Source organism: Variovorax sp. 22077 (assembly GCF_052044195.1).
GTDB classification, from domain to species: Bacteria; Pseudomonadota; Gammaproteobacteria; order Burkholderiales; family Burkholderiaceae_C; genus Variovorax; species Variovorax atrisoli.
Window position 1 is genome coordinate 78613 of record NZ_JBQEQC010000017.1, and the last position, 20568, is coordinate 99180.

Below are 20568 nucleotides of genomic sequence, written 5' to 3' on the forward strand. Positions count from 1 at the left end.
CCAACCTGTACGTGAACGTACAGGTTTGGCTAGGATCGACCCATCATGACCGACCAGACCCCCGCCAGCAACATCACCGTGCGCGATGCCGCGGCGCGGCTCGGCGTCACGCCGCGTACGCTCAAGTACTACGAGGAGCTGGGTCTCGTGGTGCCGATGCGCAGCGAAGGCGGCTACCGCCTCTACGAGCAGGCCGACCTCGACAAGCTCGCGCGCGTGCTGCGCATGCGATCGCTGGGCTTCTCGCTCACGGCCATCACAGCGATGCTGCAGCAGCCGATGGAAGCGCCGGCCGAAGGCGGCCGCCCGCGGTTGTCGAACGCTTCGCTCAAGACGCTGCGCGAAACGCTCACGGGCCAGCTCGCGACGCTTGATGCGCGCGTGGCGCAGGTTCGGCGCGAGCTCAAGGAAGCCGCGGTGCTGCAGGCGCAGCTCAAGCGCGACCTGGACTACGTGGAGCGCCGCCTTGCGGGCGAGCCGCTCGAAGAGGCGCTCGAGCAGCGCCGCAGGGAGCGGCCCGCGCCATGAGCACCCCGGCCCTGGCGTGGCCCTCGCGCGGCAGCACCGCCGCGGTCGCGCTGCTGCCCTGGGCCATCGGCCTCGTCACGGCCATCGACTATTTCGACAACGCGCTCTTCGCCTTCTTCGCCAGCTACATCGCCGGGGGCGTGAATGCGTCGCCCGACGAGCTCGTGTGGGCCTCCAGCGCCTACGCGCTGGGCGCCGTGCTGGGCATCCTGCACCAGCATGCGTGGATCGAGCGGCTGGGCTACAGGCGCTACCTCGCCGTGTGCATGTTCGCCTTCGCTGCCGGCGGCGCGGCCGCGGCGCTGTGCGACAGCTCGATGCAGCTCACGCTCGCGCGTGCCCTGCAGGGCTACTTCGTCGGGCCGATGCTGGGCGCCTGCCGCATCCTGATCCAGATCGGCATTCCGGCCGCGCGCCGCGCCAAGGCGCTGAAGGCGTTCATGGTGCTGATCGTCTTCGGCGGCGCGCTGGCGCCCGTCGCGGGTGCCTTCCTGGTCGCCAACTTCGACTGGCGCTGGCTGTTCGCAAGCACTGCGCCGGCGGCAGCGCTCATCGGACTGCTCGTGCTGTGGACGCTGCCCGACATCGGCGACGTCGAGCCGCACGAGCGCACCGAACCGCACTACCTCGCCTACCTGGTGTTCGCACTCGCGCAGGCTGCGCTGCAGGTGGTGCTGACGCGCTCGCACTTCGAGCTCTTCGCCGGCTCGCCCGCTCTCGTCGGACTTGCCATCGCCGGCGTGGCGGGGCTCGCGTGGTTCGGCTGGCAGCAGTGGCGGCATCCGGCGCCGCTGGTGCGCCTGCATGCATTGCGCAACGCGTCGTTCCGCGTGGGGCTGGCGCTCTACGTTGTCTATTACTACCTCTCGACCGGCTTCAGCTACCTGCTGCCGCGCATGATGGAGGGCGGGCTCGGCTTCACCGTGGGCAACACCGGCTACTTCACCGGGGCGGCTTCGTTCGCGACGGGGCTGCTGGTCTTCGTCTACCTCAAGTACTCCGCGCGGCTGGCTCGCAAGAAGTGGCTCATCGTCGTCGGTTTCGGCATCGCGGCGCTGGCGGCGTGGATGCTCTCGCGCATCACGCCGCAGGCCGGGCGCGAGGCCCTGCTGGTGCCGCTGCTGCTGCGCGGGTTGCTGATGCTCTTTGTCGTGCTGCCCGTTGCCAACCTCACCTTCAGGCCCTTCGCCGCGGAGGAGTTCGCGCACGGCTATCGGCTGAAGAACCTGGTGCGCCAGCTCGCGATCTCGTTCGCGACCTCGACCGTGATCGCGCTCCAGCAGCACCGGCTGGCGCTTCACGAGGTGCGGCTGAGCGAATCGGCCAATGCCGCGAACGCGAGCTTCATGCAGGCGCTCGATTCCCTGACCCACGGCTTCGCCGCGGCGGGGCAATCGGCGAGCGAGGCCCACGCGATGGCGCTGGGCACGCTTTGGCGCACGCTGGAACAGCAGGCCACCTTCATGGCCTCGCTGGACGGCTTCACCGCGATGGCGGTGATTGCGCTGGCGGCGGGGGTGTTCGCTGCGTGGCAGAAGACGATCGACTAGATTCCCATCGTCGCCGCTGGTGCCTTAGCGGCCACAACGACCTCGCCGACGCCGTACTCGGGGTTTGTCCCCGCGATGGATTCAGTGCTCGACGACAGCCTCGGCCGAGGCCCGCCGCCATTGCTGTTCGACGCGGGCGTTGCTTGCCCGGTATCCCAACGCGATGACCACGGGGATGACCGTCCCCCGGGGGAGACCGAGAAGATCGACGACCTTCGGGGCCGAGAACCCTTCCATGGGGCATGAATCGATGCCCTTGGCGGCGGCCGCGAGCATGAGTGTCTGTGCTGCGTACGCGGAATTCCGCGCGACCCAGCCGCGTCCCCCCAGGTGGCCCACGGGCAGCAGAGAAAGCGCCGGTCGAATCAGGGCGGCGAGCGACGTAAGAAGTGTCCAGGGAGCCCAGGAGCCCGTTCCGAGAACGCGGCGGAACATCCTCAATTGTTTTCGATGGTAGTCCTTCGCTCGCTCCGGCAACTCGCTGTCGGCCGAGACGTGGGCGAGTTGCTGTGAAGCCGTGCTGAGTGCAATCTGCGGGCTGGCGGCGACGACGATCAGCGCGGCAGCCGACGCTGCGGCGCGCTGGCCGTTGCACGCGGCGGCCAGGCGCGCCCTCATGTCCGGGTCTCGAACCCAGTGGAAGCGGTACGGCTGCAGATTGCCGCTCGAGGGCGCACGCGCAGCCTCCGTGAGGATCTCGCGGACTTCGTCATCGGCCAGGACCGCGGTTCTGTCGAAATCGCGGATGGCGCGACGGCGGTGGTTGATTTCAAGAAATGCCGTCCAGAGCGACGGACTGCTTTGCGTCTTCATGAGCAAATAGTAAGCTCATGCTTTGTTTTTCGATACTTGCATTCCGGAGCCGCCAGATGAGAGCCGCCCGCAAGGCCACCGAACCCAGGAAACTCCCGCGCCAGCAGCGCTCGCATCTGACCGTCGACGCCATTACCCAAGCGGCGGCTTACATTCTGGTGAATTTCGGATGGGAGAGACTGACCACGAACGCGGTCGCGGAACGCGCCGGCGTGAACATCAGCTCGCTCTACCAGTACTTCCCGAACAAGGAGGCGATCGTCGCGGAGCTGCAGCGGCGTCACATCCTCCAGACCCAGAGCAAGTTGGCGCAAGCCCTCGTACAGCTACCCGCCCAGCGCACCTTGCGCGAAGCTCTCGTGTTGCTCGTTCAGGCCATGGTCGACGAACACCGGATCGCTCCCGCAGTGCATCGGGCCATCGCCGACGAGTTGCCGAGGTCGGTGCGATGTGAAATCGACAACGAAGACCGGGTCGAGCAACTGCGAAAGGCTCTGGAGCCGTACGCGCGCCACGTTCCCGATTTGCGCGTGGCGATCCGGATCGGGCTGGTCGCCGCGCATGCGGTCATCCATGAGGCGACGTCGCACGATCCCGCAGTACTCGAGCGACCCCAATTCGTCGATGAAGTGGTCGCCTTGCTCTACGGCTACCTGCGCCGTCCTCGGTTGGCGGCGCCGTGAACCGCGCGCAGCCCTAGACGATCGCGAAGTGCTCCGTGCCCGCAGCCAGGTCGGTGCTGCGTGCACGCTGGCTGTTGAGCTTGATCTGCAGGCGCAGGTCGTTGGCCGAGTCGGCGTTGCGGATGGCGTCCTCGAAGCTGATCGAGTGGCTCTCGAACAGGTCGAACAGCGCCTGGTCGAAGGTCTGCATGCCGAGGTTGCGGCTCTTGCGCATGATCTCCTTGATCTCGCCCACCTCGCCCTTGAAGATCAGGTCGGAAATCAACGGCGTGTTCAGCAGCACCTCCACCGCGGCCACGCGGCCCAGGCCGTCTTCGGTCGGCACCAGGCGCTGCGAGATCAGCGAGCGCAGGTTCAGCGACAGGTCCATCAGCAGCTGGGCGCGGCGCTCTTCGGGGAAGAAGTTGATGATCCGGTCCAGCGCCTGGTTGGCGCTGTTGGCGTGCAGCGTGGCCATGCACAGGTGGCCGGTCTCGGCGAAGGCCACCGCGTGCTCCATGGTCTCGCGGTCACGGATTTCGCCCATCAGGATCACGTCGGGCGCCTGGCGCAGCGTGTTCTTCAGCGCGGCTTCCCAGCTGTCGGTGTCGATGCCCACCTCGCGCTGCGTTACCACGCAGTTCTTGTGCGGATGCACGAACTCGACCGGGTCCTCCACCGTCACGATGTGGCCGAAGGAGTTCTCGTTGCGCCAGTCGATCATGGCCGCCAGCGTGGTCGACTTGCCCGAGCCCGTGGCGCCCACCAGGATGCACAGGCCGCGCTTGGTCATCGAGACGTCCTTCAGCACCTGCGGCATGCCCAGGCCATCGATGGTCGGCAGCTTCGCGGGAATGGTCCGCAGCACCATGCCGACCTTGCCCTGCTGCACGAACGCGTTCACGCGGAAGCGGCCGATGCCGGTGGGCGAGATCGCGAAGTTGCATTCCTTGGTGCGCTCGAACTCGGCCGTCTGGCGGTCGTTCATGATCGAGCGGGTCAGCGCCAGCGTGTGCGGCGCGCCCAGCGCCTGCTGCGAGACCTTGGTGACCTTGCCGTCGACCTTGATGGCCGGCGGAAAGTCGGCCGTGATGAACAGGTCGCTGCCATTGCGGCTCACCATGAGCTTGAGCAGGTCGTTGATGAACTGGCTGGCTTGATCGCGTTCCATGAGAGCGCTCCTTGATCTGTTTAGATAGAACCTGCTGGCGGCCGACCGCCGGGCCTTCCCAAGGCGGCCGCGCCTTCCCCACGGGAGGAGGCGGTGCGCGCAGCGCAGCGAAGTGAAAAGCCGTGGCGCCCCATGGCTAGCCGGGGAAGTTCTCGGGAATCTTCGCCTTGCTGCGGGCTTCCGCTGCCGAGATGGTATTGCGGCGCACCAGTTCCGTCAGGTTCTGGTCGAGCGTCTGCATGCCCGAGCCCTGGCCGGTCTGGATGGTGGAGTACATCTGCGCCACCTTGGCCTCGCGGATCAGGTTGCGGATGGCCGGGGTGCCCAGCATGATCTCGTGCGCCGCCACGCGGCTCTGGCCGTCCTTGGTCTTGCACAGCGTCTGCGAGATCACGGCCTGCAGCGACTCCGAGAGCATGGCGCGGATCATTTCCTTCTCCTCGCCCGGGAACACGTCGATGATCCGGTCGATGGTCTTGGCGGCCGACGAGGTGTGCAGCGTGCCGAACACCAGGTGGCCCGTCTCCGCCGCGGTCATCGCCAGGCGGATGGTCTCCAGGTCGCGCAGCTCGCCCACCAGGATGGCGTCGGGGTCTTCGCGCAGGGCGGAGCGCAGGGCGTTGGAGAACGACAGCGTCATCGGCCCCACCTCGCGCTGGTTGATCAGGCACTTCTTCGACTCGTGCACGAATTCGATCGGGTCTTCCACCGTGAGGATGTGGCCGTACTCGTTCTCGTTGAGGTAGTTGATCATCGCCGCCAGCGTGGTCGACTTGCCCGAACCCGTGGGGCCCGTCACCAGCACCAGCCCGCGCGGCTTGAGCGCCAGTTCGCCGAAAATCTTGGGCGCGTTGAGCTGCTCGAGCGTGAGGATCTTCGAGGGAATGGTCCGGAACACGGCGGCCGCGCCGCGCGCCTGGTTGAAGGCGTTCACGCGGAAGCGCGCGAGGCCGTCGATCTCGAAGGAGAAGTCGACCTCCAGGAACTCTTCATAGTGCTTGCGGTGCGTGTCGCTCATGATGTCGTACACCATGGCGTGCACGCCCTTGTGGTCGAGCGCATCGACGTTGATGCGGCGCACGTCGCCGTTGACGCGGATCATCGGCGGCAGGCCCGCGGAAAGGTGCAGGTCGGAGGCTTTGTTCTTGACGCTGAACGCCAGCAGTTGGGTGATGTCCACGGGGCTCCTCGGCTCGGGTTTCGTGACGTTTTGATACGATTTTGGACGATTATGACGATGATTGGCGACGACCTCCAGCAAGTAAACGACCGGATCGCGAAGGCATGTGTAACGGCCGGCCGCGACCCGGCCGGCGTACGCCTGCTGGCGGTGTCCAAGACCTTCGGACCGGATGCGGTGCGCGAGGCGCACGCGGCGGGCCAGTCGGCCTTCGGCGAGAACTACGTGCAGGAAGGGCTGGACAAGATCGAAGCCCTCGCCGACCTGCGTTCCTCCCTCGAATGGCACTGCATCGGGCCCCTGCAGAGCAACAAGACGCGGCCGGTGGCCGAGCACTTCGACTGGGTCCACAGCATCGACAGATTGAAGATCGCCGAGCGTCTTTCGGCCCAGCGCCCGCCGCACCTGCCGCCGCTGGATGTATGCCTTCAGGTTAATGTGGACGGCGGCGCGAACAAGTCCGGCGTGCCTCCTGAAGAGGCGCTGGCGCTGGCGCGCGCTGTGGCGGCTTTGCCACAACTCCGGCTGCGCGGGCTCATGGCGATTCCCGAGCCGGCCACCGGCTTCGAAGCGCAGCGCGAGCTGTGCCTGCGCGCGCATGCGGTGTACCAGTCGATCCGCGACGCGGGCATCGCGCTCGATACCCTGTCGCTGGGCATGAGCGCGGACCTCGAGGCAGCCATCAGCGCCGGCAGCACGATGGTGCGCGTGGGCACGGCGATCTTCGGCGGCCGCAACTACGCCAAGCCGGCCTGACGGGCTTGCCTCAGACCCCCAGCGGCAGCCGAGCGCTGTTCTTCACTTCTTCCATCACCGCATAGGTCCGCGTCTCGCGCACGCCCGGCAGCTGCCACAGCACCGTGCCGGCGAACTCGCGGTAGGCAGCCATGTCGGCCATGCGGGTCTTGAGCAGGTAGTCGAAGCCGCCGGCGACCATGTGGCATTCCATGATCTCGTCGCGCACCTGCACGGCGGCCTTGAACTGGTCGAACACGTTGGGGGTGGTGCGGTCGAGCAGCACCTCGACGAAGACGGTGAAGCCGCGGCCCAGCTTGTGCGGATCGAGCCGCGCCTCGTAGCCCTGGATGAAGCCGTCGCGCGTGAGCCGCTGCACGCGCGCGAGCACGGCAGTGGGCGAGAGCGCCACCGCTTCGGCCAGCTTGAGGTTGGTGATGCGGCCGTCCTCCTGAAGGATTTTCAGCAGGCGGAGATCGATGCGGTCCAGGTCGAGCATCGGAGGATTATCCGGCTCGGGCATCGAATCGTGGCAAAAGATGCGGCCTATGACATCAGGTCGTAGGAGATAGAACCAAGGAACTGCCGTCGGCCTACCCTTGCTTGCCCCCAGGCAGCGCAAGGGGGGCCGGCGCGTTCCTTTCGGTCAGCGAAGCCGTGTCTGCGGCTGGGCGGCAGCCTGCTGGTTCCTGAGCTGGTCGACCAGCGCGCCGTAGGCGGGGCTCGCGCGCAGCCGTGCGTACTCGGCCGCGGCCTCGCGGTAGCCGGGCTTCATCGTGTCGGCGCCGGCCTCGCTGTTCTGCTGGGCCGCCAGGCCCGAGCGGATCCACAGCTGCGTGTCGGCAGCCACTGCGGCGCGGGAGTTGGCCGAGACCGCCACCGCCTGCTGTTCGTAGCTGCTGCTGTAGCCCTGCGTGGGCGCGGTCTTCAGCCATTGCATCGCATCGGCGGTCACGGCAGCGCGCGTGGTCGACGAAACCAGCGGCACGGGACGCGGATCGCCCTCGGCGTAGTTGCCGGCGAAGCTGGGCGCTGCGATGGTGCCCAGCAGCGCGGCGAGGGCGGCGGTGCCGATGAAGCGGGTGGCGGATGCTTGCTTGCTCATTGCTTGGTGACTCCTTGATATGTGACGTTGGTTGTTTGCCTGGTGATCCGACTCTAAAAAGCGGACCTGTGAGGGCGATAACCCGTCGATGACGTTTCTGTCATCTCCGGTGAAGAGGCGCGCACCTATCGCTCGCCCGAGGGGATCGCTCCCGCCCGCATCGCCTTGATGGCATCGGCCTCCACCGCGTCGCGCGTGGCGGGCTGGCCGGTGCGTGCCGCGGGCCAGGGCGCGCCGCGGCTCGCGCTGTTCCATGCGGGTTGCTTCTGCGCCGTCTCCAGCTCGGCCACGACCCTGTCGCGCGACGGGTCCTGCCTCGCGTGATCGGGGTGGCGCGTGACGCCGGCCTCTGTAGGCGCGAAGTGGTACTCGCCGGCGGCGGACGCTGCCAAAGGAATCAGCGCGGCTGCGAGAAGAGCGGAAGAAACAAGAAGCGTGCGATGCGGCATGGTCGGTATCTCCTGATCGGTTGTTCGCCGTCGCCGGAAATGGCGCCGACCCAGCCAATCTAGGAAGCGAAACAGTCAGCCCGCGCTCGCCGCGATGACATCGACGCAATGTCGGCATCGCAGGCCTGCCAACCTCTCTTGCATAACCGCCTCCGCGGCGCGCATAAGCCATGGCGCAACGTGCGGCGGAGGTCTATCGTTGCGGCCACCCTCACAAACCAACAAGGGAACCCCTATGAGCGAACAACTCTCCTTCGTCAGTCCTACAGCCAACAGCCCGTGGGGCACCTATCTCTCGCAGGTCGATCGCGTCGTGCCGTACCTCGGCCCGCTGGCCCGCTGGGTCGAAACCCTCAAGCGCCCCAAGCGCGCGCTCATCGTCGACGTGCCGATCGAAATGGACGACGGCAGCATCGCCCACTTCGAGGGCTACCGCGTGCAGCACAACATGAGCCGCGGCCCGGGCAAGGGCGGCATCCGCTTCCACCCCGACGTCACCCTCGAGGAAGTCATGGCCCTGTCGGCCTGGATGACCATCAAGACGGCCGCCGTGAACCTGCCGTACGGCGGCGCCAAGGGCGGCATCCGCGTCGACCCGAAGAAGCTCTCGCCGCAGGAACTCGAGAAAGTCACTCGCCGCTACACCAGCGAGATCGGCATCATCATCGGCCCGCACACCGACATCCCCGCGCCCGACGTCAACACCAACGCTCAGATCATGGCGTGGATGATGGACACCTACTCGATGAACGTCGGCGGCACCGCCACCGGCGTCGTCACCGGCAAGCCCCTGCACCTGGGCGGCTCGCTGGGCCGCGTGAAGGCCACCGGCCGCGGCGTGTTCGTCACCGGCCGCGAAGCCGCGCGACGCCTCGGCATCGACCTGCGCGGTGCGCGCATCGCCGTGCAGGGCTTCGGCAACGTGGGCTCCGTCGCGGCCGAACTCTTCGCCGAAGCCGGCGCCAAGATCGTCGCCGTGCAGGACCACACCGGCACCATCGTCAACACCAACGGCCTCGACCTCGCCAAGCTCGTGCCCATCTCGCGCACCGACGGCGTGGTCGGCTTCAAGGCCGGCGGCGACATCGTGCCGAACGAGGATTTCTGGAACACGCCCTGCGACATCCTCATTCCGGCCGCCCTCGAAGGCCAGCTCACCGCCGAGCGCGCGCAGAAGACCACCGCCAAGCTGGTGCTCGAAGGCGCCAACGGCCCCACCGTGCCGCAGGCCGACGACATCCTCGCCGAGCGCGGCGTGCTGGTGGTGCCCGACGTGATCTGCAACGCCGGCGGCGTGACCGTGAGCTACTTCGAATGGGTGCAGGACTTCTCGTCCTTCTTCTGGGACGAGGACGAGATCAACGTGCGCCTCGACCGCATCATGATGAACGCGCTCAACCAGATCTGGGACACGGCCGACAAGCACAAGATCACGCTGCGCACCGCGACGTACGCGGTGGCCTGCGAGCGCATCCTGATGGCCCGCCAGGAACGCGGCCTGTACCCCTGATGCTTTTTTGACCCAAGGAAAAGCTACGCTCGGGGGATGACCACCACCCCCGCGCAGACCTTTCCTCCGCTTCCTCCACTCCCGCCCGAAAGCGCGGCCCGCCTGCAGGCCTTGATGGCCAGCGGGCAGCGCAGGCTGCTGGGGCTCGTCGGTGCGCCCGGCGCGGGCAAGTCGACGCTCGCGGCTGCGCTGCTGCAGGCGGTGGGGGCGCAGCGTGCCCAGGTGGTCCCGATGGACGGCTTCCACCTTGCCAACGTCGAACTGCAACGGCTCGGCCGCGCCGCACGCAAGGGCGCGCCCGACACCTTCGACAGCGCCGGCTACGTCGCGCTGCTGCGGCGGCTGCGCGAGCAGCGGCCCGACGGCGGAATCGTCTACGCGCCCGAGTTCCGCCGCGAGATCGAGGAGCCGATCGCCGGCGCGATCGCGGTGTTGCCGTCGACGCAGCTCGTCATCACCGAGGGCAACTACCTGCTGCACGACGTCGGCCCATGGGCCGGCGCGGCGGCGATGCTCGACGAGGTCTGGTACGTGGACATCGACGATGCGGTGCGCGAGGAGCGGCTGGTTCGCCGCCACCAGCAGTTCGGCCGCAGCGCCGAAGAGGCGCGCGCCTGGGTGGAGAGCACCGACGCGCCGAACGCGCGGCTGATCGCGCAGACGCGGGTGCGCGCCCATCACGTGCTGCCCTGGTCCTGAAAATTTCGGCATCGCGGCGGGAACGCCGCTGCACGGGCGCGCTCGAAGGCTTGCCGGCAAGGCCGCCGGTTAGCATTCGCCGCTTCATGCCGTCCATGCACTCCAATTCCCTGTTCGCCGTCCCTGCCTCGGTCCGTACATCGGTTCTCGCCGCGGGCCTGTTGTCCGCCGCTCTCCTGCTCGCCGGCTGCGGCAGCGCCTCCCGACAGGTCAGCTACGAGCCCGAGGCCTTCAGTTCCACCAACACCCATACCCGCGACTACGAGGCCACCGAGGCCGAGACCTGCGAGGCCGCGCGTCGTGCCCTGTTGAGCCAGGGCTACATGATCACGGCGGCCAACGCCGACCTCGTGACCGGGCGCAAGAGCTTCCAGCCGGCCGCCGAGGTGCATGTGGAGGTCGAGTTCCGCGTGGTCTGCGCGCGCGAAAGCACCCGCAGCGGCAAGGCGGGCAGGAGCACCGTGGCCTTCGCCACCGCCCTGCAGGACCGCTACGGGCTCAAGAAGGTGAACAACTCGGCGAGCCTCGGCGTGGGCGCGATCGGCTCTCTCTCGCTGCCTTTCGCCAGCAGCGACGACGCGATGGTGAAGGTGGCCAGCGAGACGCTGACCGACGAGCGCTTCTACGACCGCTTCTTCGCGCTGCTCGACCGCTTCCTCGAAGGCCCGGAAGCGCAGGACGAGGCGGCCGCGGCGAAGCCCGAGCAGTCGCCGGTCGCATCGCCGATCGCCTCTCCGGCCGCGGCGCCCGCGCCATTGACGGCCCCGGCAACGGCACCTGCCTCCGATCCGGCACCGGCCGTCACCTATCCCGTGACTTCGTCCCCCAACCGGGGCTGAAGCTCCAGATACCAAGACGCGTCTTACAATTCCGGGCATGGCTTCCAACATCCCGGACCTGGCGCAATGCGCCTCTCGCCTTCGCAGCGCGGTGTCGCTGCTCGCCCGCCAGCTGCGAAGCGGCAGCGCCGCGGCGGACAGCCCCAGCGTGGCCAAGCTCAGCGTGCTGGGCCAGCTCCATCAGCACGGCCCTTGCACGCCCACGACGCTGGCTGGACTGGAGCGCGTCAAGCTCCAGTCGCTGACAAGGCTGCTGGCCGAACTGGAGGCCGAGGGCTGGATCGGCCGCGCGCCGCATCCGGGCGACGGGCGGCAGTGGCTGCTGTCTCTAACCGCCGATGGCACGCGCCGGCTGAAGGCGATCATGCGCACGCGCGAGGCGGCGCTGGCCGAGGCCATAGGCGCCTTGCTCGATGAACGTCAGCGCGCCCTGCTGCTCGAAGCCTGCGGGCTGATCGACGGCATCGCCGCCCGACTCGCCGGTGTCGACGGCGGCGCGAAGCTGCCCGGATCATGAGCGGCTCGCGCGCGCTGCAACGCCTGGCCGAGCCCTGGCGCCACGGCCGCTGGCGCCCCGGGGCGCAGCTCGCGGCGGCGGTGGCCATCGCCTGGGGCGTGGCCACGGCGATGCAACTGCCCGAGAGCTTCTGGGCCGTGATGAGCGTGCTGATCGTCATGCGCCCGAGCGCCGGCTCCACGCTCGATGCAGGCTGGGACCGCGTGCGCGGCACCGCCGCCGGCGCGCTGGCCGGCATGGCAGGCGTCTATCTGCAGCATCACGGGGCACCGCCGATTGCGACCACGCTGGCCTTCGTCGTGCTGCTCGCGTTTGCCAGCGCCTCGGTGCCGGGCATGCGCAGCGCGCCGGTGGCGGCGCTGATCATCCTGTCTGCCGGCGGCATTCCGGGCCATTCGCCGCTCCAGGTGGCGATGCTGCGCATGGTGCAGATCGGCATCGGCGTGGGGGTGGCGCTGGCGGTCGCGACGGTGATGTCGGAGTACCACGCAGGCATGCGCTTCGACGAGGGCTGTGCGGCGCTGCTGCGCGGCATCGGCAGGCGCATGTCCGCATCGCGGCGGCCGAGCGACGCTGCGGAGATCGAGCGCGTCCAGGCAGGCACGCGCGCGTCGCTGGGCCGCCTGAGTGCGCTGGCCGGCAGCGCCGACCTGGAGGCCCGGTGGTGGCGCCGCGGCGGCACCGGCGGCCGCTATCACGACAAGGCCAGGCTGGCGGCGCGCATCTTCCAGGACGCCACGGTGCTCGACCGCGTGTTGCGGCTCGCCCCCGCGGCGCAAGCTGAAGCGGCCCAGGCAGCAGGTGCGGCCATCGCCGGCATGGCCGACGCGCTCGCGGGCCAGTCCGCCCCGCCCGACCTGGGCGAGCTGGCCCGCTACGCCGCGCAGGCTTCATCGCGGCACGAGGCGTCGAACGCGCTGCTGGCCGCGCCGCTGAACCTGCTGCTCGACGACCTGCGGCGCCTGCAGGCGGTCATCGCCGCACGCCAGCCGACGTAGTCCGCCGGCCGGCGCCGACATCGAAGGTCCTAGAATCTTCCGAAAATTCATTCGTTTCGGAGAGGGACGGGCATGGACGATCAGTCGCAGGACGCGCGCTACGCGCCTCCGCAATCCCATGTGGAAGACGTGGTGCAGCCGGGCGGAGGCCAGTCGGGCGAACTCGCATCGCGTGGCACGCGCTTCCTCTCGGCGATGCTCGATGCGGGCATCTCCATCGCGGCGATCTGGCTCCTGGCGACATTCACGCCCATCAACCTCTGGGAAGACGACGGCCTCGGCATATGGGAGCCGCGCATCTCCAGCGCGGCTTCCGGCGTCGTCCTCTACCTCGTGCTGCACGGCTACCTGCTGGCCACCCGCGGCCAGACCATCGGCAAGGCGCTTTTCAAGATCCGCATCGCGCGGCCCGACGGCTCGCGTGCGCAGATCGGCCGCATCCTCGCGCTGCGCGACGGCCCGTTGTTCTTCACCAGCATCTGGCCGCTGCTCGGCCCGATCTACGTGCTGATCGACTGCCTCTTCATCTTCCGCGCGTCGCGCCGCTGCCTGCACGACCAGATCGCCGACACCGTCGTGCTGCAAGCCTGAGCCGGCGCGACCACAGTGCGCCTCGACACGCTCTACACCGCCGAGACCCCCGAAGGCATCGCGCTCTCGCTTCGCCCGGCCGGGCTGGTCGCGCGCGGGCTGGCCTACCTGATCGACTTCGCGATCCGGCTCGGCATCTTCGTCGCGATCTCCATCGCCGTCGGCATGCTCGGCAAGATGGGCTTCGGCATCCTGCTGATCGCCTACTTCTGCCTGGAGTGGTTCTACCCGGTGGTCTTCGAGCTCACGCGCGCGGCGGCCACGCCCGGCAAGCGCGTGATGGGCCTGCGCGTGGTGATGGATTCGGGCCTGCCCGTCACGCCCGCCGCCGCGCTCACGCGCAACCTGCTGCGCGCGGCCGACTTCGTTCCTTCCTTCTACGGCGCGGGCATCGTGTCAATGCTGTGGCGCCACGACAGCAAGCGCCTGGGCGACCTGGCCGCCGGCACGCTGGTGGTGTTCAGCGACCAGGTGAGCCTGCATGGCAGCCTGCCGCCGGCCGAACCGCAGGCGCCCGCGCGGCCGCTGTCGGCGCGCGAGCAGATGGCCATCGTCTCGTGGGCCGGGCGCGCCACGCGCCTCACGCCCGAGCGCTTCGACGAACTGGCCCGCATCGCCGAGCCGGTGCTGGGCCCCGACACCACGGGCGCCCCGGCCTCGCAGCGCCTGCTCGGCGTGGCGCAGTGGGTGCTGGGCCGGCGCGCCGGTGCCGCCGCAGGTGGCAATGTCGATGCGCAGGAAAGGGCGGTGCGATGACGCCGCTCGATTTCGAAGCCGCCTACGCGCCACTGTGGGCCGAGCTCGAGGCCGTCATCCGTACGGCCGAGACCAGGCGCAAGTTCGACGGAGCCCGGCTCGCCACGCTGTACCGCCGCGTGTGCGAGCACCTCGCGCTGGCGCAGGCGCGCGCCTATCCGATCCACCTCACGCAGCGCCTCGAGGGCCTCACGCAAAGCGCGCACCGGCTGATCTACCGCCGCCACGACTACGGTCTCGCGCGTTTCGCGCGGCTCGCGCTGGTCGACTTTCCCGAGGCGGTGCGCGCGCACCGCTTCTACCTGCTGGTGTCGGCGCTGATGTTCGTGCTGCCGCTGCTGATGGCGGGCTGGGCGGCCTGGCGCGACCCGGGCTTCATCCTGCACCTGCTCGACGCCAGCTCGGTGCAGCAGTTCGATTCCATGTACGGCGACGGTGCCGAGTCGCTCGGCCGCACGCGCAGCGCGGGCGACGACTGGCAGATGTTCGGCTACTACATCATGAACAACATCGGCATCGGGTTCCGCTGCTTCGCGGCCGGCATCTTCGCCGGCATCGGCAGCGCCGCGGTGGTGCTGTTCAACGGCGTGCAGATCGGGGCGGTGGGCGGCTACCTCATTGCGGCGGGGCATGCCGAGAACTTCCTGTCCTTCGTCGTCACGCACTCGGCCTTCGAGCTCACCGCGATCGTGCTGGCAGGCGCGGCGGGCCTGCGGCTGGGCTATTCGTGGGTGGCGCCCGGACGGCACACGCGGCTGGAGGCGCTGCGGCTGGCGGCGCGGCATGCGGTGGTGATCGTCTACGGGGTGGTCGGGCTGCTGCTGATCGCCGCGGCCATCGAGGCCTTCTGGTCGTCGGCGCGCTGGATCGCGCCGGCCGTGAAGTACGGCGTGGGCGGCGCCTGCTGGCTGCTGGTGCTGGCCTACCTGGGCTGGCAGGGCAGGCCGCGTGCCAGCGACGAGGCGGGAGAAGCGCATGCAGGTTGACGGCCTCGCGATCGCGCTGAGGCCGCGGCCCATGGCCGAGGCCGCCGACCTCGGCGCGCAGCTGGTGCGCAGCCATGCGCGATCGGTGTGGCGCACCTTCCTGCCGGTTTACGTCGTCACGGTGCTGCTGGCCCTCTGCACGGTCGAGATCGCAGGCTGGCTGCCCGGCCTGCTGATCTTCTGGCTGAAGCCCTGGCTCGACCGCAGCCTGCTGTTCGTCCATTCGCGCGCCGTGTTCGGGCAGGAGACGCGCTGGTCCGACCTCTGGGCCAATCGCCGCGCCGTGTGGGGCGGACAGCTGCTGCGCACATTGCTGTGGCGGCGCTTCTCGCCCTGGCGCTCGTTCACCCAGGCCATCGAGCAGCTCGAAGGCCAGCGCGGCAGCGCCCGGAGCAAGCGGCGCACGCAGCTGCTGTACGGACGGCGCGGCGCCGCCACCGGCATGCAGCTGGTGTTCGCCAACGTCGAGATGGCGCTCGACATCTGCCTGCTGTCGCTGCTGTTCTGGTTCGCGCCCGAAGGCAGCGCCAGCGACCTCTTCGCGTGGTTCACGCAGTCCGATTCGCTGGCGCAGAGCCTGCTTGCGGCCGGCGCCTACGCGCTGGTCGTCGGCGTGCTGGAGCCGTTCTACGTGGCGGCGGGTTTCGCGATGTATCTCAACCGCCGGGTCGAGCTCGAAGCCTGGGACATCGAGCAGGAGTTCCGTCGTGGATTTCGATGACACCCCCAGGCTTCGCGCACTTCGTGTCGCTGCGCCAACCCCCTTGCAGGGGGCGATACCGGCGGCCCGGCGAAGCCGGTTCCGCGTGGGCTTGGAGCTCACCCCCAGGCTTCGCGCACTTCGTGTCGCTTCGCCAACCCCCTTGCAGGGGGCGATACCTGTGGCCCGGCAAAGCCGGTTCCACGGTATCCCTGGAATGAGGGTGCTGGTTGCTCTGCTCCTGGCTGGGTGCGTGGTGTCGTTGCCTGTTTCCGCGGCCGAGACACCATTGACGCGCGAGCAGGTGAAGGCCGCGGCCGACAAGGTCCGCGCCGATCCGAACATGCCCGGCACCAGGACCGAGAAGAAGCTGCGCTTCAAGGAGCGTGACGACGAAGAGGAAGAGCCCGAGCACAAGGCCGACAGCCTCGGCTGGCTGCGCGACTTCGTGCGCGCGGTGGCCGAGGGTGCGCGCTGGCTGATCTGGGGGCTGGCCGCGCTGGCGCTGGCCTGGCTGGTCGTGCGCCTGCATCGCTGGGTGCGCGTGCGCGCCGGCGGCACGCGGCCCGGCAAGGCTCAGCTGCCGAGCCACGTGGGCAGCCTCGACATCCGCCCCGAAAGCCTGCCCGACGACATCGGCAATGCCGCCGCCGCCCTCTGGCAGCGCGGCCAGCACCGGCCCGCGCTGTCGCTGCTGTACCGCGGGGCGCTGTCGCGGCTCGTGCATGCGCATGCGGTGCCGGTGCGCGCCGCGAGCACCGAGGGCGAATGCGTGGCGCTCGCCGCGACCCGGCTGTCGCCGCAGGCGCAGGCCTTCTTCGTGCGGCTGGTCGAGGCCTGGCAGCTGGCGGCCTACGGCGGCCGGCTGCCGTCCACCGCGCAGGTGCTCGCGCTGTGCGGCGAGTTCGACGCGCAACTGCCCGCCAGGCCAGCCGTCGCCGGGCAGGACGACGGCCTGATGAAGGGCGCGGCCGCATGAACGCCTGGGTGGTCCGCATCCTCGTGGTGCTCGTGCTGGCGCTGGCCGGCTTCTGGCTGGTCAACGCCACCGAATGGGCCGACACCGAGGTGTCGACCCCCGCGAGCGGCGAGGCCAAGACCAACCGCTTCTACGGCGCGCAGGTGCTGCTGCGCGAGCTCGGCATGAAGGTGGTCAAGCGCGACGGCCTCGACGCCATGCCGCCCGCGCAGGCGCGGCTGGTGCTCGGCTCCAGCCACTGGGACATGTTCCCCGAGCGCGGCAAGCGCCTGCGCCAGTGGGTCGAGCAGGGCGGGCACCTCGTGATGCCGGGCTACCTCGTCGGCGGAGACCAGCTCGAGGACTGGCTGCCATTGGTGCGCGAGAAGCCGCCCGCGTCCGACGAGAAGAACGATGCGAAGAACGACGAGGCGTCCGAGCCGAAGAAGAAAAAGAGATCCGGCCTCCCGCGCATCCCCGATCCGTCCGCCAAGGACGCGGACTGCCGCATCGTGACCGAACCCGCGACCGTGCCTGCGAGCTTCGCGGGCGGGCGCGGCTACCGGCTGTGCACCTGGTGGTCGCCCTCGCGCTACCGGCCCGCCGACAGGCAGCCCCCCGCGCTGTGGACGGTGGCCGGCTCGCGCGGCACCGAGGCGATCCGCGTGGCCGTCGGCCGCGGCTCCGTCACCGTGCTGCCCTGGGGCGTGTGGCACAACGACGGCATCCTGCGCGGCGACAACGCACTGTTCGCCGCCGCTGCCGTGCAGGCGCGCGGCGGCGCCGAGATCTGGTTCGTCGCCGACGAGGCGCGCGAGCCCTTCCTGCTGTGGCTCTGGCAGAAAGGCTGGGTGGCGCTGGTGCTCGGCCTGCTGGCGCTGGCGGCTGCGCTGTGGCGCGCGGCGGTGCGCTTCGGGCCGCTCGCGCCTTCGGCGGGAACGCACCGGCGCTCCATGGCCGAGCAGGTGCGCGGCACCGCCGGCTTCCTGCACGCGCACGGCGCGGCTGCGCTGCACGTGGCGCAACTGCGCGCGCTCGACGAATCCGCCCGCCGCCAGCTGCGCGGCTACGCGCGTCGCGACGCGGTGGCGCGAGCAGCCGCCATCGCGCAGGCGACGGGGCTGGAGGCGGCGATGCTCGCCCGCGCGATGGACGAGGCCCGCTCCCGCCATGCCGGCGCCATGGCGATCGACCTGGAGGTGCTCGAGACCGCGCGCCGCCGGCTCGACGCGAACGGGCCGTTCACGCCCCGGCCTGCCTCTTCTTCTTCGTCACCTTCTTCTTCCTCCTCATCCTGAACCGAGAGACGCCCATGCAAGCCATCCAACCCGAAGAACTGACGCGTGCTGCCCAGTGGCTGCAGACGCTGCGCGCCGAGGTCGGCCAGGCCGTGGTCGGCCAGCTCGAGGCGGTCGACCAGACGCTGGTGGCGCTGGTGGCCTCGGGCCACGTGCTGATCGAGGGCGTGCCGGGGCTCGGCAAGACCCTGCTCGCACGGGCGCTGGCGCAGGCCATGACGCTGCGCTATTCGCGTGTGCAGTTCACGCCCGACCTGATGCCCTCGGACGTCACCGGCCACGCCGTGCTCGACATCGCCTCGCGCGGCGACGGCAGCCTCGGCACCCTGCGCGTGCACCAGGGCCCGGTGTTCACCAACCTGCTGCTGGCCGACGAGATCAACCGCGCGCCGGCCAAGACGCAGAGCGCGCTGCTCGAAGTCATGCAGGAGTACCAGGTCACGCTCGAAGGCAAGGCCATGGCGCTGCCGCGGCCCTTCATGGTGATGGCCACGCAGAACCCGATCGACACCGAGGGCACCTATCCGCTGCCCGAGGCGCAGCTCGACCGCTTCCTGCTGAAGATCGACATCGGCTTTCCGAGCCACAGCGAGGAGAACGCCATCGTGCAGCTCACCACGCGGCAGCGCGCGGGCAACCAGTTCCCGTTGGAGGCGGTGCGCCCCTGCCTCGACGAGGCGCAGGTGCTCGAACTGCAGCGGCTGGCCTGCCTGGTGCAGGCCGACGAGCGCGTGATCGACTACGCGGTGCGCATCGCGCGCGCCACGCGCGACTGGCCGGGGCTGTCGTCGGGCGCCGGCCCGCGCGGCACCATGGCGCTGGTGCGCGCCGCCCGCGCCGCCGCGCTGATGGCAGGGCGCGACTTCATCACGCCCGACGACGTGGCGCGCCAGGCGCTGCCCGCGCTGCGGCACCGCGTGATGATCTCGCCCGACGCGCAGCTCGAAGGCCTGAGCGTCGACACCCTGCTGCGCGCCGCGCGCGACAGCGTCGAAGCACCACGGCTATGACGTTCGCCCCCAGGCTTCGCGCCCTTCGCGTCCCTGCGCCAACCCCATGCCGGCGGCGACACCCGCGGCCCGGCGAAGCCGGTTCCGCGGTGTTTCCCGAAGGGACGGTGCTCTGTTGATGCGTCTGCTGCCAATTCCTGCGCGGGCGCCCGTGCTGGCGCTGGCTGGCCTGAGCGCTGCCGCCGCGGCGGCGCTGCTGCTGGGCGCGCCGCTGGAATACGTCGCCCTCGCGGCGGGCGTGCTGCTGGCGCTGGGCCTCGTGCTGGCGGGCTTCGATCTCTGGCAGAGCCTGCGGCTGTGGCGCGCCGCGCCGCTGCGCATCGAGCGCAACCTGCCCGGCGCGTTCTCGCTGGGCGTGCCCACGGTGCTCACCCTCACGCTGGTGAACGAAGGTGCGCAGGCCTGGCGGGTGTCGGTGTTCGACGAGCTCGACACGCACTTCGCCTTCGAGGGCCTGCCGCAGGAGCACACGGTGCCGGCGCTCTCGCGCGTCGCGATCCGCTACACGGCCACCGCCACGCAGCGCGGCGTGGCTCGGTTCGGGGCCACCCAGCTGCGCTGGCGCACCCGCCTCGGCTGCTTCGAGGTGCGGCAGACGCTCGGCGAGCCGCGCCGGCTGCGGGTGTATCCCAACTTCGCGGCGCTGGCACGCTACGCGTGGCTCTCGGGCGACCGGCGGCTCGCGCAGATCGGCATCAAGACCTATGCGCAGCGCGGGCTGGGCACCGACTTCCGCCAGCTCGCCGACTACAAGACCGGCGACTCGCTGCGCCACATCGACTGGAAGGCGACCCAGCGCCAGCGCCGGCCCATCGTGCGCGAGTTCCAGGACGACCGCGACCAGTGCGTGCTGTTCCTGCTCGACTGCGGCCGCCGCATGCGCGCCGACGAGGGCGCGCCGGCGCAGCAGGCCGGCGGCGCCGACGGCAACGTCGGCACCAGCCACTTCGACGAGGCCCTCAACGCGCTGATGCTGCTGAGCTACGTCGCGCTGAAGGAGGGCGACGAGGTCGGCGCCATGACCTTCGGCTGCCCGCCGCAAGAGCGGCGCGACTTCGCCCCTCGCAAGGGCAGCGCCACGCTCAACGCGCTGATGAACCGGCTGCACGACATCCAGCCCGGCGCCACCCATTCCGACTACCTCCTGGCCGCGCAGGAACTGCTGCGCGTGCAGAAGCGGCGCGCGCTGGTCATCGTGCTGACCAACTTCCGCGACGAAGACGCCGCCGAGCTGCGCCCTGCCATCAAGCTGCTGCGCCGCAAGCACCTCGTGCTGGTCGCGAGCCTGCGCGAGCGGGTGATCGGGCGCATCGCCAGCCAGCCGCTGGTGCATGCGCGCGACGCGGTCGACGTGGCCGCGGCGCACCTGTTCGATCAGTCGCGCCGCGACGCCTTCGCGCGCGTGGTGGGCAACGATCCGCTGTCGGTCGACGTGGAGCCGGCCGACCTCGCGGTGGCGCTGGTGAATCGCTACCACGCCGTCAAAAGGGCTGGCCTTTTGTAAAGGTCTTTG

At 69.6% G+C, this 20568-nt stretch carries 23 protein-coding genes; 17 read left to right on the forward strand and 6 right to left on the reverse strand.

Features of this window, described 5'->3' with window-relative positions:
* Positions 1-45: 45 nt before the first annotated feature.
* Positions 46-528: a MerR family transcriptional regulator gene (locus tag ACTJLF_RS23025; RefSeq protein WP_440883973.1), complete on the forward strand. Its 483-nt coding sequence runs from the start codon at positions 46-48 to the stop codon at positions 526-528.
* Positions 525-2078, forward strand: coding sequence for an MFS transporter (locus ACTJLF_RS23030; protein WP_440883974.1), 1554 nt, complete (start codon positions 525-527; stop codon positions 2076-2078). The genes ACTJLF_RS23025 and ACTJLF_RS23030 overlap by 4 nt, the downstream gene beginning before the upstream one ends.
* A gap of 81 nt (positions 2079-2159) precedes the next feature.
* On the opposite strand, the gene ACTJLF_RS23035 is transcribed toward ACTJLF_RS23030, so the two are convergent.
* Positions 2160-2891 (reverse strand): nitroreductase family protein, encoded by a 732-nt coding sequence (locus tag ACTJLF_RS23035; RefSeq protein ID WP_440883975.1) that lies wholly within the window; start codon positions 2889-2891, stop codon positions 2160-2162.
* A 56-nt stretch (positions 2892-2947) separates the two neighbouring features.
* Here ACTJLF_RS23035 and ACTJLF_RS23040 point away from each other — a divergent pair, with 56 nt between their 5' ends.
* Complete coding sequence (locus ACTJLF_RS23040) at positions 2948-3574, forward strand: TetR/AcrR family transcriptional regulator (RefSeq protein WP_240650190.1); 627 nt, start codon at positions 2948-2950, stop codon at positions 3572-3574.
* A 13-nt stretch (positions 3575-3587) separates the two neighbouring features.
* Here ACTJLF_RS23040 and ACTJLF_RS23045 read toward each other — a convergent pair whose 3' ends face one another.
* Both ACTJLF_RS23045 and ACTJLF_RS23050 read right to left on the reverse strand, forming a co-directional pair.
* The gene (locus ACTJLF_RS23045) at positions 3588-4724 is read right to left on the reverse strand and encodes a PilT/PilU family type 4a pilus ATPase (RefSeq protein WP_019657567.1); all 1137 of its coding nucleotides are present in this window, start codon (positions 4722-4724) and stop codon (positions 3588-3590) included.
* Between the two features lie 136 nt (positions 4725-4860).
* Entirely contained in the window at positions 4861-5904 is a 1044-nt protein-coding gene (locus ACTJLF_RS23050) for a type IV pilus twitching motility protein PilT (RefSeq protein ID WP_019657566.1), read from the reverse strand.
* 51 nt (positions 5905-5955) lie between these two features.
* On the opposite strand from ACTJLF_RS23050, the gene ACTJLF_RS23055 reads away from it, so the two are divergent.
* Positions 5956-6660, forward strand: coding sequence for a YggS family pyridoxal phosphate-dependent enzyme (locus tag ACTJLF_RS23055; protein ID WP_145761596.1), 705 nt, complete (start codon positions 5956-5958; stop codon positions 6658-6660).
* A 10-nt stretch (positions 6661-6670) separates the two neighbouring features.
* Here the strand turns inward: ACTJLF_RS23055 and ACTJLF_RS23060 are convergent, their stop codons facing one another.
* The 3 genes from ACTJLF_RS23060 to ACTJLF_RS23070 form a co-directional block, all read right to left on the reverse strand.
* Complete coding sequence (locus tag ACTJLF_RS23060; RefSeq protein WP_019657564.1) at positions 6671-7138, reverse strand: Lrp/AsnC ligand binding domain-containing protein; 468 nt, start codon at positions 7136-7138, stop codon at positions 6671-6673.
* A gap of 147 nt (positions 7139-7285) precedes the next feature.
* On the reverse strand, positions 7286-7744 hold the full coding sequence (locus ACTJLF_RS23065) for a hypothetical protein (protein ID WP_019657563.1): 459 nt from the start codon (positions 7742-7744) through the stop codon (positions 7286-7288).
* A 125-nt stretch (positions 7745-7869) separates the two neighbouring features.
* Positions 7870-8193: a DUF4148 domain-containing protein gene (locus ACTJLF_RS23070; protein ID WP_354325258.1), complete on the reverse strand. Its 324-nt coding sequence runs from the start codon at positions 8191-8193 to the stop codon at positions 7870-7872.
* A gap of 235 nt (positions 8194-8428) precedes the next feature.
* Here ACTJLF_RS23070 and ACTJLF_RS23075 point away from each other — a divergent pair, with 235 nt between their 5' ends.
* The 13 genes from ACTJLF_RS23075 to ACTJLF_RS23135 all read left to right on the forward strand — a co-directional run bounded on the left by ACTJLF_RS23075 (position 8429) and on the right by ACTJLF_RS23135 (position 20559).
* Positions 8429-9703: a Glu/Leu/Phe/Val family dehydrogenase gene (locus tag ACTJLF_RS23075; protein WP_019657561.1), complete on the forward strand. Its 1275-nt coding sequence runs from the start codon at positions 8429-8431 to the stop codon at positions 9701-9703.
* A 36-nt stretch (positions 9704-9739) separates the two neighbouring features.
* Positions 9740-10402 carry a nucleoside/nucleotide kinase family protein gene (locus ACTJLF_RS23080; protein ID WP_145761599.1) on the forward strand — a complete coding sequence of 221 codons (663 nt, stop codon included), beginning with the start codon at positions 9740-9742 and terminating at the stop codon, positions 10400-10402.
* 86 nt (positions 10403-10488) lie between these two features.
* Positions 10489-11241, forward strand: a complete 753-nt coding sequence (locus tag ACTJLF_RS23085) for a DUF2242 domain-containing protein (protein ID WP_184607311.1) — start codon at positions 10489-10491, stop codon at positions 11239-11241.
* A 37-nt stretch (positions 11242-11278) separates the two neighbouring features.
* Positions 11279-11758 carry a MarR family winged helix-turn-helix transcriptional regulator gene (locus ACTJLF_RS23090; RefSeq protein WP_440883976.1) on the forward strand — a complete coding sequence of 160 codons (480 nt, stop codon included), beginning with the start codon at positions 11279-11281 and terminating at the stop codon, positions 11756-11758.
* Positions 11755-12756 carry an FUSC family protein gene (locus tag ACTJLF_RS23095; protein ID WP_440883977.1) on the forward strand — a complete coding sequence of 334 codons (1002 nt, stop codon included), beginning with the start codon at positions 11755-11757 and terminating at the stop codon, positions 12754-12756. The genes ACTJLF_RS23090 and ACTJLF_RS23095 overlap by 4 nt, the downstream gene beginning before the upstream one ends.
* A 72-nt stretch (positions 12757-12828) precedes the next feature.
* Positions 12829-13347, forward strand: a complete 519-nt coding sequence (locus tag ACTJLF_RS23100) for an RDD family protein (protein WP_354426181.1) — start codon at positions 12829-12831, stop codon at positions 13345-13347.
* A gap of 15 nt (positions 13348-13362) precedes the next feature.
* Entirely contained in the window at positions 13363-14103 is a 741-nt protein-coding gene (locus ACTJLF_RS23105; RefSeq protein ID WP_126185890.1) for an RDD family protein, read from the forward strand.
* Positions 14100-15089: a stage II sporulation protein M gene (locus tag ACTJLF_RS23110; RefSeq protein WP_132755233.1), complete on the forward strand. Its 990-nt coding sequence runs from the start codon at positions 14100-14102 to the stop codon at positions 15087-15089. Before ACTJLF_RS23105 ends, ACTJLF_RS23110 begins: the two co-directional genes overlap by 4 nt.
* On the forward strand, positions 15079-15810 hold the full coding sequence (locus tag ACTJLF_RS23115; RefSeq protein ID WP_132755235.1) for a hypothetical protein: 732 nt from the start codon (positions 15079-15081) through the stop codon (positions 15808-15810). Before ACTJLF_RS23110 ends, ACTJLF_RS23115 begins: the two co-directional genes overlap by 11 nt.
* A 268-nt stretch (positions 15811-16078) precedes the next feature.
* Positions 16079-16768, forward strand: coding sequence for a DUF4129 domain-containing protein (locus ACTJLF_RS23120; RefSeq protein ID WP_184607363.1), 690 nt, complete (start codon positions 16079-16081; stop codon positions 16766-16768).
* On the forward strand, positions 16765-18045 hold the full coding sequence (locus tag ACTJLF_RS23125) for a DUF4350 domain-containing protein (protein WP_440883978.1): 1281 nt from the start codon (positions 16765-16767) through the stop codon (positions 18043-18045). The genes ACTJLF_RS23120 and ACTJLF_RS23125 overlap by 4 nt, the downstream gene beginning before the upstream one ends.
* A gap of 14 nt (positions 18046-18059) precedes the next feature.
* Positions 18060-19055 carry an AAA family ATPase gene (locus ACTJLF_RS23130; protein ID WP_019657549.1) on the forward strand — a complete coding sequence of 332 codons (996 nt, stop codon included), beginning with the start codon at positions 18060-18062 and terminating at the stop codon, positions 19053-19055.
* 118 nt (positions 19056-19173) lie between these two features.
* Positions 19174-20559, forward strand: a complete 1386-nt coding sequence (locus tag ACTJLF_RS23135) for a DUF58 domain-containing protein (RefSeq protein WP_440883979.1) — start codon at positions 19174-19176, stop codon at positions 20557-20559.
* Positions 20560-20568 lie beyond the last annotated feature (9 nt).